Origin of the sequence: Staphylococcus sp. 11007852, assembly GCF_011394325.1 — a bacterium.
Classification (GTDB): Bacteria; Bacillota; Bacilli; order Staphylococcales; family Staphylococcaceae; genus Staphylococcus; species Staphylococcus agnetis.
In genome coordinates this window covers 30,046-45,716 of record NZ_JAANBJ010000004.1, presented here as the reverse complement: position 1 = coordinate 45,716, position 15,671 = coordinate 30,046, and the positions used below count along the sequence as shown (strand labels likewise).

Below are 15,671 nucleotides of genomic sequence, written 5' to 3'. Positions count from 1 at the left end.
GTGTCTAAAGTACCCGCTCGCTTAAGATTTTTATTATTAATATTATTAGATTCCATCATTGTAACTGGATCTATTTTTATAGGTTACTACATATTAGAACCGTTTTTTGCAGGATATTCTGTAAGAGTACTATTATTATCATCTTTACTATTACTGTGTTCTCACCATTTGTTTGCATGGCTATTTGATTTGTACCATCGCGCATGGGAATATGCTAGTGTGAACGAATTGTTACTAATCGTAAGAGCAGTCACAGCATCAATATTGGTCACGGCATTACTCGTCCCATTGATAACCTTCAAGCCACCGTTTTTTAGACTTTATTTCATCACATGGATGATGCATCTGATTTTAATTGGTGGGTCAAGGTTATCTTGGCGCGTCTATCGTCGTGTATTTATGTCGGACAATGTAAAGAAGAAACCCACAATGATAGTGGGTGCAGGTGAAGGCGGTTCGATGCTTATTAATCAAATGTATCGCAGTCCTTACATGGGGATGGAACCTGTACTTGCTGTAGACGATAATCCTCGAAAGCAAAACATGCATATTGCGCAAGGGGTTAAAGTGCAAGGGACAACTCAAGATATCCCCGAATTGATTAAACGATTCCGAATTAAGAAAGTGATTATAGCCATTCCGACATTACCGCATAAACGGCTTCAAGAAATTACTAAAATAGCAGAACATCCAGGTGTGGAAGTATTAATCATGCCAGATATTGAAAGTGTGATGACGGGTGAACTTGAAGTCCAACAACTGAAAAAAGTTGAAGTTGAAGACTTACTTGGACGTGATCCAGTGGAATTAGATATGGCAGCGATTTCAAAAGAACTCACTGGACGTACCGTTTTAGTGACTGGGGCTGGGGGTTCTATCGGATCAGAAATATGTCGACAAGTGTGTAAGTTTGAACCTGAGCGCATTGTCTTAGTCGGTCATGGTGAAAACAGCATTTATTTGATTCATCAAGAACTCCAAGGATTATATAAAGAGCGTATAGACATCATTCCAGTGATTGCAGATGTACAAGATCGCGACCGCATCGAGATGATTGTTAAAGCACATCAACCTTATGTAATCTATCATGCGGCAGCACATAAGCATGTGCCTTTGATGGAAGCGAATCCGCATGAAGCTGTAAAAAATAATGTGATAGGGACTAAAAATGTTGCCGAAATCGCAAAACAATATGAAGTACGAAAATTCGTAATGATTTCAACGGATAAAACGGTGAACCCACCTAATGTCATGGGGGCAAGTAAGCGTGTGGCTGAAATGATTGTTCAAAGTCTCAATGACCATTCAGGGAAAACCGATCTTGTCGCAGTAAGATTTGGCAATGTTTTAGGTTCAAGAGGTTCCGTAATTCCATTATTTAAAAAGCAAATTGAAGCAGGAGGTCCTGTAACGGTAACACATCCTGATATGACGCGGTATTTCATGACGATACCCGAAGCGTCGAGACTTGTTTTACAGGCTGGCACACTTGCTCAAGGTGGCGAAGTGTTTGTATTAGACATGGGAGAGCCTGTTAAAATTGTAGATCTTGCTAAAAATTTAATTCGGTTAAGTGGCTATAGCATTGAAGATATAGGCATTGAGTTTACAGGCGTACGACCTGGAGAAAAATTGTACGAAGAACTTTTAAGTGATGATGAAATACACCCAGAACAAGTTTATGACAAAATTTATCGCGGAAAAGTAAAAGAAGTGAGTAAGTCAGAAATCAACGCAATTTTAGATGAGTTAACACAACATTTTACGAAACAGCGTATTTTAGATATTGCAAATAATCATGATAAATAGGGTGATGTCGATGTTTAAAGATAAAACAATACTCATTACAGGGGGCACAGGGTCATTCGGCCAAGCTGTAGTGGATCGTTTTTTAGAAACAGATATAAAAGAAATTCGTGTTTTTTCACGCGATGAAAAAAAGCAAGACGATTTAAGAAAACAATACAATAACCCGAAACTTAAATTTTATTTAGGTGATGTACGTGACAGCTTGAGTGTTGAAACAGCGACACGTGGTGTTGATTTTGTCTTTCATGCGGCTGCGTTAAAACAAGTGCCATCGTGTGAGTTTTTCCCAATCGAAGCGGTGAAAACGAACATTTTAGGAACAGAGAACGTTATTCAAGCTGCTATTCGTGAAAATGTAAAAAAGGTCATTTGTCTTTCTACAGATAAAGCGGCATACCCAATCAATGCAATGGGCATTTCTAAAGCAATGATGGAAAAAGTATTTGTCGCTAAATCACGAAATGTTGATGCGGATGAAACGTTAATATGCGGGACGCGATATGGCAATGTGATGGCGTCACGCGGTTCTGTTATTCCGTTATTTATCGACAAAATTAAAAACGGTGAACCTTTAACAATTACAGATCCTGACATGACACGATTTTTAATGAGTTTAGAAGAAGCGGTGGAACTTGTTATCCATGCATTTAAACACGCCCATACCGGCGATATTATGGTTCAGAAAGCGCCAGCGTCAACAGTAGGAGACTTAGCACAAGCGTTACTTGAACTTTTCAATGCGGATAATGACATTAAAATTATTGGTACACGACATGGGGAAAAGAAAGCTGAAACGCTGCTCACACGTGAAGAATATGCGCAATCAGAGGATATGGGAGATTATTTTAGAGTACCGGCAGATGCGCGTGACTTAAATTATGATAAATATTATGAAAAAGGTAGTCATAAAATAACAGATGCGTACGAATACAATTCAGACAATACGCACCAACTGTCTATTGAAGAAATTAAAGAGAAGTTACTTACGTTGGAGTATGTCAGAAATGAAGTCGCAGCAGTTCAAAAAGCGCGCAAAGGGGAATAGAAAATGAAAGTTGTAATTACAGGTGCTAACGGCTTTGTAGGTCAAAACTTATATTACGATATGAAAGCAACGACGGACCATGAACTCCTCACTGTAACACGAGATACATCTGATTATGACCGAGAGCATGCTTATAAGATTGCAGACGTCATCGTCCATTTAGCCGGTGTTAATCGTCCAAAACATGAGGAAGAATTCAAAAAAGGCAACGTGTCATTACTTGATGACATGCTACGAATCGTTAAATCGAATCCGAAACATCCACGAATCATTTTATCATCATCAATACAAGCAGAGCGCGACAACCCTTATGGCAATAGTAAGCGTGAAGGAGAAAACGTACTTGAAGCTTTCAGTCAAGAAAATGGCAATGAGGTTGTCATTTATCGCTTCCCGAACTTATTTGGGAAGTGGTGTAGACCGAACTACAATTCTGTGGTCGCAACTTTTTGCCATAACATTGCACATGATGAACCGATTCAAGTTAATGATCCTAACGTGATGTTACGCCTTAATTATATTGATGATGTTGTTGAAGAATTGAAACGCGCAATTGAAGGGCATCCTACAATTGAAAATCATCGTCCTATCGTCCCACAAATATACGAAGTTTCATTAGGGGTTATTGCGGATTTAATTCAAAAATTCAAAGCAACGCGTACCAATCGACAACTTCCTAAACTAGACGATCCTTTTGAAAAAGCGCTCTATAGTACGTATTTAAGCTATTTACCTAAGGATGCATTTAGCTACGATTTAGTTATGCATAAAGATACGCGTGGGTCATTTACTGAATTTATAAAATCACCAGACCGCGGACAAGTATCGGTTAATATTTCTAAACCGGGTATTGTAAAAGGGAATCATTGGCACCATACAAAAAATGAAAAATTTTTAGTTGTTAGTGGTGAAGGGGTAATACGATTCCGGAAACCTGGTGAATCGGACATCATAGAATATTTTGTATCAGATCAAAAATTAGAAGTTGTCGATATACCAGTAGGCTATACACATAATATAGAAAATTTAGGTGAGTCAGATATGGTGACAATTATGTGGGTCAATGAAATGTTTGATCCTGACCATCCTGATACCTATTTCTTGGAGGTCTAACTATGACGAAACTCAAGCTCATGACAATTGTTGGTACACGACCTGAAATCATCCGTTTATCATCAACGATTAAAGCGTGCGACCGCTATTTTAATCAAGTACTCGTGCATACAGGTCAAAATTACGATTATACGTTAAACCAAGTGTTTTTTGATGATTTAGAACTTCGCGCACCTGATTATTATTTAGAAGCTGTAGGGACGCATTTAGGAGATACAATGGGAAATATCATTGCAAAATCTTACGAAGTCCTTTCGCAAGAACAACCTGACGCATTGCTCATTTTAGGCGATACGAATAGTTGTTTATCGGCAGTCGCTGCAAAACGGCTTAAAATACCAGTTTTTCATATGGAAGCGGGGAACCGTTGTTTCGATCAAAATGTCCCTGAAGAGATTAATCGTAAAATCGTAGACCACGTGAGTGACGTCAACTTACCATATACGGAACATAGTCGACGTTATCTACTTGATGAAGGGTTTAAAAAAGAAAATATTTTCGTGACAGGATCGCCTATGAAAGAAGTGCTAGAAGCACACGCAGACAAAATTAATCATAGTGATGTGTTAAACACGCTCAATTTAAAGCCGCAAGAATATATTTTAGTCTCTGCGCATCGTGAAGAAAACATTGATCATGAGGATAATTTTATGTCATTAATGAATGCGATTAATGACATTGCAGAAAAATATCAAATGCCAATTATTTATTCAACACACCCACGGAGTTGGAAAAAAATTGAGGAACGTAATTTTAAATTCCATCCATTAGTAAAACAACTGAAACCTTTTGGATTTTTTGATTATAATGCATTACAAAAAAATGCATTTGTCGTGCTTTCAGACAGTGGCACACTTTCAGAAGAGTCCTCGATGTTAAAGTTTCCAGGTGTATTAATACGAACTTCCACAGAACGCCCTGAAGTTTTAGATAAAGGTACCGTCATCATTGGCGGAATCACATATGAAAACTTAGTGCAATCTGTAGAAATGGCACGTGCCATGCAAAACAATAATGAGCCGATGATTGATGCGATTGATTATAAAGATACAAATGTTTCGATAAAAGTTGTGAAAATCATTCAAAGTTATAAAGATATTATCAATCGTAATACATGGAGAAAACTATAATGTCTATGATTTCAAAAGTTTTGAAGCTCTTTAAAAATCAATCGTCTAAAGAAAAAAATATAAAAATCAATCGGTTGGCTTATGTTCATAACAGTACGTTTGAGGGTCATAATTACATCGACCGTCTGTGTAAAATTAGGAACTGTCATTTTGGAAAGTATAGTTATGTCGGTTTCGAAAGTGATTTTAATAATGTAGAAATTGGGCATTATTGCTCAATCTCTTCTAATGTCAAAATGGGTCTAGGAAAACATCCAACACATTTGTTTAGCAGTTCACCAGTCTTTTATTCCAACAATAATCCATTTGGTTTAACATCAGCATATCTTAAGTTTGATGATCAGCCACAGCGAACGATAATTAAAAACGATGTATGGATTGGAGCGAATGTTGTAGTAAAAGATGGCGTAACCATTGGGGATGGCGCTGTTGTGGCAACTGGCGCTGTGGTTACTAAAGACGTTGAGCCATATACAATTGTTGGTGGAGTACCTGCACAATTTGTGAAAAAGCGTTTTGATGATGAAACTATAAAAAAATTACAAGAGAGTCAATGGTGGTTAAAGTCACACACTGAATTAAACGCAGAACACTTCTCCATTGATTAAATGTGTAGGTGGTATATATGAAGATTTTAAATATCGTATCGAGTAATGTTGTTCAAGACCCCAGGGTGCTAAAACAAGTTGAAACCATTAAATCTGTTACTAATACGTATCTTATATTGGGGAAGAATAACGAAAGAGCTACTACGAATCGACTTGAAAAAGTGGATTATCATTTGAAATTACTTGGTGAGAATATTGACGATTCTAGATTAATTACAAAAATCATGAATCGAATTAAATTTGCCTTTAACGTATCAAAGGAAATCAGGAAGTATCAACCTGATATTATCCATGCGAATGATTTTGATGTTTTATTTATGGTTTTCTTATCAGGGTACCGTAAAGCAAAAGTAATTTATGATGCGCATGAAATTTACGCAAAGAATGCCAATGTCAATCGTTTTACACTCATCTCATCTATTGTTCAGCAAATTGAAAAACTGATGATTCGACATATTGATGGTTTCATAACGGTGAGTCATGCTGCTAAAGGATATTATGAAGATAAAAATTATCCGATAACACCACAAGTGGTAACAAATGCGCCGATTTTAACAGATGTGTCTTTAGACCAAAATAAGCATGAGACATTTGAAGTGGTTTATCAAGGACAAATTGTAGCTGATCGTGGATACGATGAATTTATTCATGCTGCGAAAATTGAGAAAGATACGCGATTTGTAATTCGAGGCTTTGGCCCTTTAGAAAATCATTTAAAAGAAATTAAAGAAAAAGAACTTATTACTAATTGCGTTTTCGATCCAGCAGTCGAAGTGAGCGAACTGATACCTAAATTAACTGAAAGTCATATAGGAGTTATTTTAACAAAACCAGTGTCTATCAACTTTGAATATACAGTCTCTAACAAAATATTTGAATGTATTCACGCGGGACTGCCAGTTATATTATCACCTGTGAAAGAGCATGTTTATTTAAATGATAAATATAACTTTGGCATCGTCATCGAAGCAGTGACACCTGAAAATATTGCACAAGCAGTTAGAGAGTTAAAATCAGATCATTCACTTTATCAAACCCTTAGAAACAATGCAATACATGCAGCACATCAATTAAATTGGCAAAAAGAAAGTGAAAAGCTAAAGACATTATATGTATCTAATTCGTAACTAGGAAGAGAGTGTCCACTTATGAAGTATGTTGTTATTACATCAATTCTGAGTATGAATATATTTATTGTACTTTCAGGGTTAATGAAACAATTTTTTCAAATACCTATAGAAACACTTTATTACCCATCACAAATATTAGTCGCCTTGATTACGGGCTTATATGTACTCGTGCATACTTTTAAAACTAAACGGATACCATTGGGATTATTAATGTTAATCGCCGTTCTCATTTTAGTTTACGCGAGTTACTTCTTTTCACCATTTAGTCATGAAAAGCTCGCTCAAAATACTATTTTATTCTTCTCTTTATGGTGTGTGTCGGCATCTATTTGTGGAATTTATATAAAAGAGTTTGATAAGCAGCACGTTATAAAGTTCTTTAAACTGATATTTGTATTATTTTCATTTACCTTTATGGTCATTATTTTAGTGCCTTATTTCTTGAACTTGCTTCCACCAAAAATTAATTTTGGTTTAATGAACTATCAAAATGTATCTTATCTTGCTGCTTTTACAGTAGGAATAGGTATTTATATGTTAATAGAAAAAGTAGTCAAACATCGTTGGTTTTATTATTTAATGATTCTCATTACTGTACCATCTGTTTTTATACCAGGTGGTCGTGGTGGCGCTGTACTACTTATCCTATACGTGCTTATTTTTCTATTAATGTTAACTTTCCGCAAGGGCGTTAATGCTTTTGTAAAATTAATAATTTATGTGATTGGATTAGCATGTTTTGCATTACTAGTCAATTTCATCATAGAAAGTGCGGGTGAAAGTCGTACATTTTCTTACATTACGAGTGGTGGTATTGATATAGATAATGGAACATCTGGTCGTGGACCGATTTATCAAATGAGTACATATTTTATTGGGCAACAACCGTTGTTTGGTTATGGACCTTTTAACTATTATCATCTTATTCATAATATACCGCATAATTTCATTTTAGAAATTTTATTAACATTTGGTGTATTTGGATTGCTCTTAGTCATCTTATTTGGTGCACTTTTAATTTCAAAATTCATCAAGAATTATGATGCGAGTTCAATAGATTTATTAGTTGTTTTTATAGCAATTTATCCGTTAACGTTACTGATGTTTAGTTCGAATTATTTAGTTGTGAGTGAATTTTGGTTTGTATTATTTTATTTACTAACAAAAGGACGTCGTCGTCATGGCCAAAAAAATGTTTATCATTGATACTTTAAAAACGATTGTAAGCTCATTATTAATGGCTTTTGGACTCCAACTGGTGGCTTATCCATTAATACAACGAACGGTGGGCAATGCCGAGTTCGGTCATATTTTAACAAGTTATACGATTTTAACAATTACTAGTGTAGTAATGGCGAATACTTTAAATAATATACGTCTAGTGAATATAGAGTATTATGATTCAAATCATTACTATTCCTTATTTATACGGCTGTTTCTAATATCGATTGTTATAGAAAGTATAGGAATATATCTTGTTTTTCATATGATGTTTAATGTGTCATGGATAGGAATTTTGGCATTAGTCATCCTTAATTTATTCATGTGCTTACGCATCTATTTAAGTGTGTTTTTTAGAATGAAGTTACAATATAACAAGATCCTTATTGTTTCAGTATTTCAGTTTGTTGGTATACTTGTTGGATTAGCTTGTTTTAAAGTAATTCAAAGTTGGCTTATTATCTTTTTAGTAAGTGAGCTCTTTGCATTAGCATATACATTTTGGAAATTAAAACATATATTTGTTGTGAAAACGAAATCAGACGAACCACATATTGTTAATGATTATTTAATGTTATTGGGAACAAATGCATTAAATAATTCTAATTTATATTTAGATCGTTTAATCTTGTTGCCACTTATAAATGGGACAGCAGTTACATTTGCATTTTTAGCTACATTTGTGGGAAAAATGTTGGCAACATTTTTATATCCTGTCAATAACGTCCTATTATCTTATGTATCTGTTAATGCTAATGTGAACAAACTACGACAATATACATTAGTCAATACATATGGTATTCTCGCAATTATTTTTGTCACTATAGTAAGTTATCCAGCCACGCTTATAATTGTGAAGCTATTGTATCATTTGAATCCACACCAGCTCACTGAGTTCATTATCATAGGTAATATAGGTGTGTTGCTTAATGTTGTTAGTACGATGATTCAAACATTGAATACGAAACATAGTTCTATTACACGGCAAGCACATTTTATTACAGTGCATACAATTTTATATATTGTGTTAGCAATCGTACTCACACATTTTTATGGTCTAGTTGCATTTTTCTGGATTACACTTATTGCTAATTTTATCAAGTTAGTCATTTTAAATCTTTTAGGTATTAATGATGTAAAAAAACAAATGGTTAGAGGGTAGGTGATAATCATGGCTAAAAAGAAAATTTTGATTTTATGTCAATATTTCTATCCTGAGTATGTGTCCTCAGCGACTTTACCCACTCAAATGGCAGAGGACTTAATGAAAAAGGGTATTGATGTTGATGTGATATGTGGTTGGCCTTATGAATATAGTAAGAAAAAGCGTATAAAAAAACGAGAGACATACTATGGCATCAATATTGAACGACTCAAATATACTCAACTCAATAGTAAATCTAAAATCGGGCGTATTGTTAATTTCTTTTCATTGTTTTTAAGTTTTGTGACAAAAATGCCTAAAATGATGAAGTATGATGAAATATTAGTGTATTCCAATCCGCCCATTTTACCATTGATTCCAGATGTATTGTATCGATGTTTTAAGAAACCTTACTCATTTGTAGTTTATGATATTGCACCTGATAATGCGTTAAAAACAGGTGCAACACGGCCTGGTAGTATGATTGATCGTCTTATGAAATATATTAACAAGCATGTTTATCACAATGCCCGAAATATTATTGTACTAGGTAATGAAATGAAACATTATCTATTACAAAATAACATTGCAACACGTGAGGATCATATTCATGTGATTCCCAATTGGTATGATACTCAAAATCTATCTGACGATATTGTAAGAAACAGCGAATTTAAAATGTTGCGTACCCAATATGAAAAAATATTATTGTATAGCGGTAATATGGGACAATTGCAAGATATGGAAACACTTATTGCATTTATAAAAGAAAATAAGGATGATGACACTACTTTAACTATTTTTTGTGGTCATGGAAAAAAACAACATTTAGTGAAAGATGCGGTACAAAAATATCAGTTAAAACATGTACGTGTCTATGATTTTTTAACTGGGTCTGATTATGCGGATGTGCTGAAAATTGCAGATGCTTGCTTTGCCTCTCTTATTCCTGAGGGTGTTGGATTAGGTGTTCCGAGTAAAAACTATGGCTATCTCGCAGCAAAAAAACCACTCATTTTAATTATGGATAAACAATCTGATATTGTGCGTCATGTTGAAGCCTATGATGCAGGTATACAAGTTGCGAATGGTGATGCATCTGCAATAACACAATTTATTCATACCCATAGCCGAGATGCATTGAAAACAAAAGGCGTACATGCCTATCAATTGTTTGAAAATGAGTATACAAGGCAAAAGAATACCAACAAATATTATGAATTATTAAAGTAAGGAGCGGAGTGAGGATGGATTTTAAACGTGCCTTTGATATTGCAAGTGCTCTAGGGGGCATTATTGTATCTGGACCCATTTTATTGGGAACAGCAGCATTGATAAAGTTAGAGTCTCCCGGGCCTGTAATTTTTAAACAACGTCGCCCAGGGTTAGAGAATAAGATTTTCAACATCTATAAATTTAGATCAATGAAAATCGATACCCCGAATGTTGCGACAGATAAAATTGATGCTTCTTTATTTATCACAAAAACAGGTAAAGTGATTCGTAAAACATCTATAGATGAACTCCCCCAATTATTTAATATTTTAAAAGGGGATATGTCTGTTGTAGGTCCACGACCAGCATTATACAACCAGTATGAACTTATCGAAAAGCGAACAAATGCTAACGTACACACAATTAAACCTGGTTTAACAGGTTTAGCTCAAGTAATGGGACGAGATGATATTACGGATGACCAAAAAGTTGCTTATGACCGTTGGTATTTGGAAAATCAATCGACGTTGCTAGATATTTATATTATCTATAAAACAATTAAAAGTACAATTAAATCAGAAGGTGTGAGCCACTAATGAAAACCATATTAATTACTGGTCAAAATGGGTATGTAGGCAATCATTTAGAAAATAATTTAAAGCAATGTCATCGTGTAAGTCGTGTTGATGTTAAAACATATGAATGGAAAAATGAGGATTGGTCGCATATTGATGTGGTCATTCATGCCGCAGCACTTGTGCACAATAATCAACCTCATGCCAATATGGAAGATTACATGAAAGTGAATTATACGTTGACAAAAGAGGTTGCTGAAAAAGCAAAAAATGCAGGTGTAAAACAATTTATTTTCTTAAGTACGGCCAATGTATACGGTCTTACAGGTAGGGTAGGTGAAGATGTCTTTATTACACCTGAAACACCGATCCAACCACATACGGCTTATGGCATCTCAAAAATGTATGCAGAGCGTGCTTTAAACGAAATGGCTACGCCACAGTTTAATGTGGCACATATCAGACCACCAATGATATATGGTTATAAAGCTCCAGGTAATTTCAGTAAACTTGAAAAAGTGGCAAAATATTTACCAATCATCCCTGATATCCAAAATAAAAGAAGTGCGATTTATATTGATCATCTTGCACGCTTTATATCAGTGCTCATAGATAAAGGTACGGGAGGTATTTATCATCCTCAAGATGATTTTGATTTAAATACGACGCGTGTAATTCAAACGATTCGACATCATTTAGGCAAGCCAACTGTAACGATACCTTTTCCGCATCATTGTTTAAAATTACTCAATTACATTAGTCTTGCGAGAAAGCTTTATGGTAATTTAAAATATGATGAAACATTAGAAAATCATGCAATAACATATGAACAAGATGATTTTTACAGTGTTATGCAAGCAACATTAAATCAATAAATAATGAAGAGTACTAGAAATCGGTCACGCTTTCTAGTGCTTTTTTTATGAGTTGCAATTCTAATTGAAATCCATTATCATTTATAAAGCGTAATGATTACGATTTAAAACGAGGTGTTTTGATGTCCAAATGGATAATCATAGGTGGCGGTGTTCAAGCCACAACAATTGCAATTCATTTAAAAACATTAGGTTTATCTAATGAAAATTTAAATATTATCGATCCACATCGTGCACTGATGGCGCAATTTGAAGTGCAAACGAAGCGCATCGGTATGGAATATTTGCGTTCACCCATTGTGCACCATTGTCATCCAGCGCCATTTGATCTAAAACGCTTTGCGCGAGATGAAGACTATGCCCAACCTTTTAAAGGGCGTCATCAAAGGCCGCGCTTAGATATGTTTTTCGATCATACTCAACATTGGATAACACATTACAATCTAGAAGCGTGTCATATTCAAGATACTGCTATAGATATAAAACGAGAGAATGGTATATGGCATGTGCGCTTACAAAAAGGTGAATGGGTCACTGGAGACCACGTGATTTTAGCGATGGGCACGCATCATCATCCTTTTGTACCAGACATATTTAAAAATAAGCCTCACGTTACACATATTCATGATAGAGAAACAGCGCCTTATTATCATGCGTCACATGTTGTAGGAAGTGGTATCTCCGCGGGCCATTTAACATTAAAACTTATTCAAGATAATCCAAACCAAGTGATACATTTATGGATGAAAAAAGACTTTGAAATGTTCGATTTTGATGCAGATCCCGCTTGGTTGGGGCCTAAGAAAATGCGTGGATTCCAACAAGAAACTGATTTATCTGAACGTATTAAAATAAATAAATATGAACGACATAAAGGGTCGATGCCAAGAGATATGATTATGGCGTTAAAACACTTTCAACAAGAAGGCCGTCTGATCATACATCAAAACCCAATACAACGCTGTGATGAACATCATATTGTAACAGAGTCTGAAAGAATTAAATATGATCATATTTTACTTGCGACAGGCTTTAAATATGATGTGATGGAACAACCTTTAATGAAACAACTTTGTCATATGCATGAAGCAGAATGTATAGAAGGCTTTCCAAAAACGAATTTTCAATTGGAATGGTTGCCACAATTGTACGTTGCTGGAATGATGGCAGATTTAGAACTGGGTCCATTTGCACGTAATATTATGGGAGGACGCCAGGCTGCATTACGTATTGGTGAAGCGTTTCAACAACTGAATCATATCGCAAGCTAACCTTTGAAAGCACAAAGTATTTTAGATAAACTTTAATCATAAATCAGTACAAAGGGGGTTTGCATAATGATACGTTGTGTGTGTTTAGTGGATCGACAAGGTGATGCATTGAGACTTGTCGAAGTGCGTCATCGTGATAAAATGTATTTTCCAGGAGGGAAGATTGATCCTGGAGAAACTTTAGAAGCGGCACTTATAAGAGAAGTGAAAGAAGAATTGCAATTAGAGTTAACTGAAAACGATATTGAGTATATTGGGTCTGTTACGGGGCCTGCTTATCCACAACCGAATGAAACCACGGAATTACATGGCTTCCGAACAATATTTCCAATTGATTGGGCAGAAATTCAAATTGCGTCTGAAATTACGCACATCGATTGGGTGGATATGAATGATCATACACGCATCGCGCCAGCAGTGTTAAAATGGATTGAACAGTATGAAATATAAAGACACGCCCAATGTAGCCTAGGGCGTGTCTATTATTTTTTGATTTGTTCTACATGAGTTAAATTAGGATAAAATCCCCACTTAGGTAAGTAAAAACCTATCGTATCCACTTTGATTTGTTGACCTTCTTTAATTTGGTTTTGAATATCACGACTATCAAATTTTTGACGTAATAATATATCACCATTTTCAATTTTAATGATTTGATCCCCTTGTTTTACCTCTATATAGTATGTTTTACCTGTGGTCACACTATGATTTTCTGCATATTTTTGAACCACTTTTCCTTCATACGTATGGCGATTCAATTCCGGTATAAAAGTACCTAATCCTACAAACAAGATTATCAATATGAATCCACATATAAATATGATATTCATCACACGTGATCCAAGTTTGTCCATCACTTTAAAGATGCTTTCTTTAATTTTTCTCATCATATGTGGTCGCTCCTCATCACTGTTTACCTAAAGATACTACAAATTTAAAATTAAAACTACAAAGGACTATTCAATAAAAAATAGTAATAAGGAAACATGTATGCCAAAATTTCCCCATTACTATTTACCGAGTAGAACTTATTTAGATTTTTTATATAGCATTTGAGCAATTCTTAAAAGGACGATGCCATCAATCGTGTTTGGGTCCCATCCTGTAATATCATGAATTTTTTTAATACGATAATTTAACGTATTACGATGTATAAATAAGTCATTCGCGGTTTTAACTAACTTACCATGATTGCGGAAATAGGCTTCAACCGTTTCATTTAAATATTTGTCTTCACCAAAATCTAATAACTTCTTATAATTTGTCACCAGCGACGTTTCATTACTTGGTGTGAAATAACTGATGTTATTGCAAATGGTTTCTAACTCATACTCTTTATATGTGTGTACACCATCCGTATGGCGTAACGTACGTATCAGTTTTTGAAGAGACATCGCTTCATTATAAGACTGAACGAGTCCTTGAACACCCATATTGAATGTGCCTATTGTGATCACCGTTTTTTTCAAAATATCATCTTGTTGATTTGAAATGAAGTCCTTTAATGCTTTAAGTGATGTACCTCGATGTTTATTAGATTTAAAAAGGTAAATATAATCTTGAGGTGATGTTTCAATGACATCATCAGTAGGTAATTTCCATTTATCTAAAGCGTCTCGTAAACTACGTATTTTAGATTTACTCGTTGTTTCTATATGAATTAACGCAACAGCGGTTTGTTCATTTAATCCAAGTTGGTCAATAATGCCTTTGCGATTGTAGTTTTGAATTTGACGCTCTTGATTGAATAATATATAAGACAACATTTGAGTACGTGATAATTGGTTGCTATAGGATTCAGCACGTTCTTTTTCTTGATTAATGACGAATTCTGCATTTAACTTTAATAAACGTGAATAGTCTCTAATTTCATCAGGTTGTCCGAGGATGATTACTGTACCATGAGCAGTATTATCATGTTCAAAAGGAGTAACGATACAAGGACTGTCCACATTCCAAAATTTCATATCCTCGTCTTCAATCTCAATGGGAACATTTCGATTAACGGAATGGAGCGCAGCCTTATGTGATTGTCCTAAATAATTTGGTGTTGAAGCGGCAATAACCTGACCACTTTGGTTAGTGATTAGGATATCTTTTTTAATGATAGATGCTGTTTTCTTAATCGTCTTTTGTGCCCAATATTCTTTCCTCATTTTGAACGTCCATCCCCCATCTAGTCGTAGTATCACATGTGTATGCTAAATATATTGGATTTTCACACATAAAAGCACCGTTGGTAATGTTATGCATAGAAATATATTAACATTTTAAACTTAAAACTTTGAATGATTTGCCCAAATCTATTGTGCAATTTCACAATAAACGGTAATCATTTTCTAGAATATCAATACCAATAATATCCAAAATCATACTGATTAAACATAATTTAGAGTGGATTAAACTTTTTTAAACTCACTGTAATTTTAATACAATTATACTGTACAAAGTGTAATCAAAATGTAATGTATTCGTGTACAATTTCCTCTTCATATAATGTCATCTTAATTTCGCGTGGATTACTTAAAAAGTGAG

15 protein-coding genes are annotated in these 15,671 nt (G+C 34.8%); 13 read left to right on the top strand and 2 right to left on the bottom strand.

Annotation, left to right across the window (positions count from 1 at the left end; all coding sequences use genetic code 11):
• From G8Y85_RS00690 to G8Y85_RS00630, 13 genes are all read left to right on the top strand, one after another.
• Nucleotides 1–1,809: a polysaccharide biosynthesis protein gene (locus tag G8Y85_RS00690; protein WP_165805275.1), complete on the top strand. Its 1,809-nt coding sequence runs from the start codon at nucleotides 1–3 to the stop codon at nucleotides 1,807–1,809.
• A gap of 10 nt (nucleotides 1,810–1,819) precedes the next feature.
• Nucleotides 1,820–2,854 carry a nucleoside-diphosphate sugar epimerase/dehydratase gene (locus tag G8Y85_RS00685; protein WP_103345140.1) on the top strand — a complete coding sequence of 345 codons (1,035 nt, stop codon included), beginning with the start codon at nucleotides 1,820–1,822 and terminating at the stop codon, nucleotides 2,852–2,854.
• Between the two features lie 3 nt (nucleotides 2,855–2,857).
• Complete coding sequence (locus G8Y85_RS00680; protein ID WP_107401209.1) at nucleotides 2,858–3,967, top strand: polysaccharide biosynthesis C-terminal domain-containing protein; 1,110 nt, start codon at nucleotides 2,858–2,860, stop codon at nucleotides 3,965–3,967.
• A gap of 2 nt (nucleotides 3,968–3,969) precedes the next feature.
• Entirely contained in the window at nucleotides 3,970–5,097 is a 1,128-nt protein-coding gene (wecB, locus tag G8Y85_RS00675; protein ID WP_103345138.1) for a non-hydrolyzing UDP-N-acetylglucosamine 2-epimerase, read from the top strand.
• Nucleotides 5,094–5,705 carry a CatB-related O-acetyltransferase gene (locus G8Y85_RS00670; protein ID WP_234022038.1) on the top strand — a complete coding sequence of 204 codons (612 nt, stop codon included), beginning with the start codon at nucleotides 5,094–5,096 and terminating at the stop codon, nucleotides 5,703–5,705. Before wecB ends, G8Y85_RS00670 begins: the two co-directional genes overlap by 4 nt.
• A gap of 17 nt (nucleotides 5,706–5,722) precedes the next feature.
• Nucleotides 5,723–6,832: a glycosyltransferase gene (locus G8Y85_RS00665; protein ID WP_107401211.1), complete on the top strand. Its 1,110-nt coding sequence runs from the start codon at nucleotides 5,723–5,725 to the stop codon at nucleotides 6,830–6,832.
• A 21-nt stretch (nucleotides 6,833–6,853) separates the two neighbouring features.
• Nucleotides 6,854–8,041 (top strand): O-antigen ligase family protein, encoded by a 1,188-nt coding sequence (locus G8Y85_RS00660; protein WP_107390073.1) that lies wholly within the window; start codon nucleotides 6,854–6,856, stop codon nucleotides 8,039–8,041.
• A complete protein-coding gene (locus tag G8Y85_RS00655; RefSeq protein ID WP_107401212.1) occupies nucleotides 8,016–9,218 on the top strand; it encodes a polysaccharide biosynthesis protein in 1,203 nt (400 codons plus the stop codon). The genes G8Y85_RS00660 and G8Y85_RS00655 overlap by 26 nt, the downstream gene beginning before the upstream one ends.
• Before the next feature lie 9 nt (nucleotides 9,219–9,227).
• Nucleotides 9,228–10,433, top strand: coding sequence for a glycosyltransferase family 4 protein (locus G8Y85_RS00650; protein ID WP_107401213.1), 1,206 nt, complete (start codon nucleotides 9,228–9,230; stop codon nucleotides 10,431–10,433).
• A gap of 14 nt (nucleotides 10,434–10,447) precedes the next feature.
• The gene (locus G8Y85_RS00645) at nucleotides 10,448–11,011 is read left to right on the top strand and encodes a sugar transferase (RefSeq protein WP_107371355.1); all 564 of its coding nucleotides are present in this window, start codon (nucleotides 10,448–10,450) and stop codon (nucleotides 11,009–11,011) included.
• A complete protein-coding gene (locus G8Y85_RS00640; protein ID WP_165805274.1) occupies nucleotides 11,011–11,865 on the top strand; it encodes an NAD-dependent epimerase/dehydratase family protein in 855 nt (284 codons plus the stop codon). Before G8Y85_RS00645 ends, G8Y85_RS00640 begins: the two co-directional genes overlap by 1 nt.
• A 122-nt stretch (nucleotides 11,866–11,987) precedes the next feature.
• Nucleotides 11,988–13,136, top strand: coding sequence for an FAD/NAD(P)-binding protein (locus G8Y85_RS00635; protein ID WP_165805273.1), 1,149 nt, complete (start codon nucleotides 11,988–11,990; stop codon nucleotides 13,134–13,136).
• Nucleotides 13,137–13,202: 66 nt separating this feature from the next.
• Nucleotides 13,203–13,586, top strand: a complete 384-nt coding sequence (locus G8Y85_RS00630) for an NUDIX hydrolase (RefSeq protein WP_037567245.1) — start codon at nucleotides 13,203–13,205, stop codon at nucleotides 13,584–13,586.
• Between the two features lie 32 nt (nucleotides 13,587–13,618).
• Here the strand turns inward: G8Y85_RS00630 and G8Y85_RS00625 are convergent, their stop codons facing one another.
• Nucleotides 13,619–14,026 (bottom strand): hypothetical protein, encoded by a 408-nt coding sequence (locus G8Y85_RS00625; protein ID WP_225906106.1) that lies wholly within the window; start codon nucleotides 14,024–14,026, stop codon nucleotides 13,619–13,621.
• A 138-nt stretch (nucleotides 14,027–14,164) separates the two neighbouring features.
• Nucleotides 14,165–15,292, bottom strand: a complete 1,128-nt coding sequence (locus tag G8Y85_RS00620) for a PucR family transcriptional regulator (RefSeq protein ID WP_107371358.1) — start codon at nucleotides 15,290–15,292, stop codon at nucleotides 14,165–14,167.
• Nucleotides 15,293–15,671: the final 379 nt, after the last annotated feature.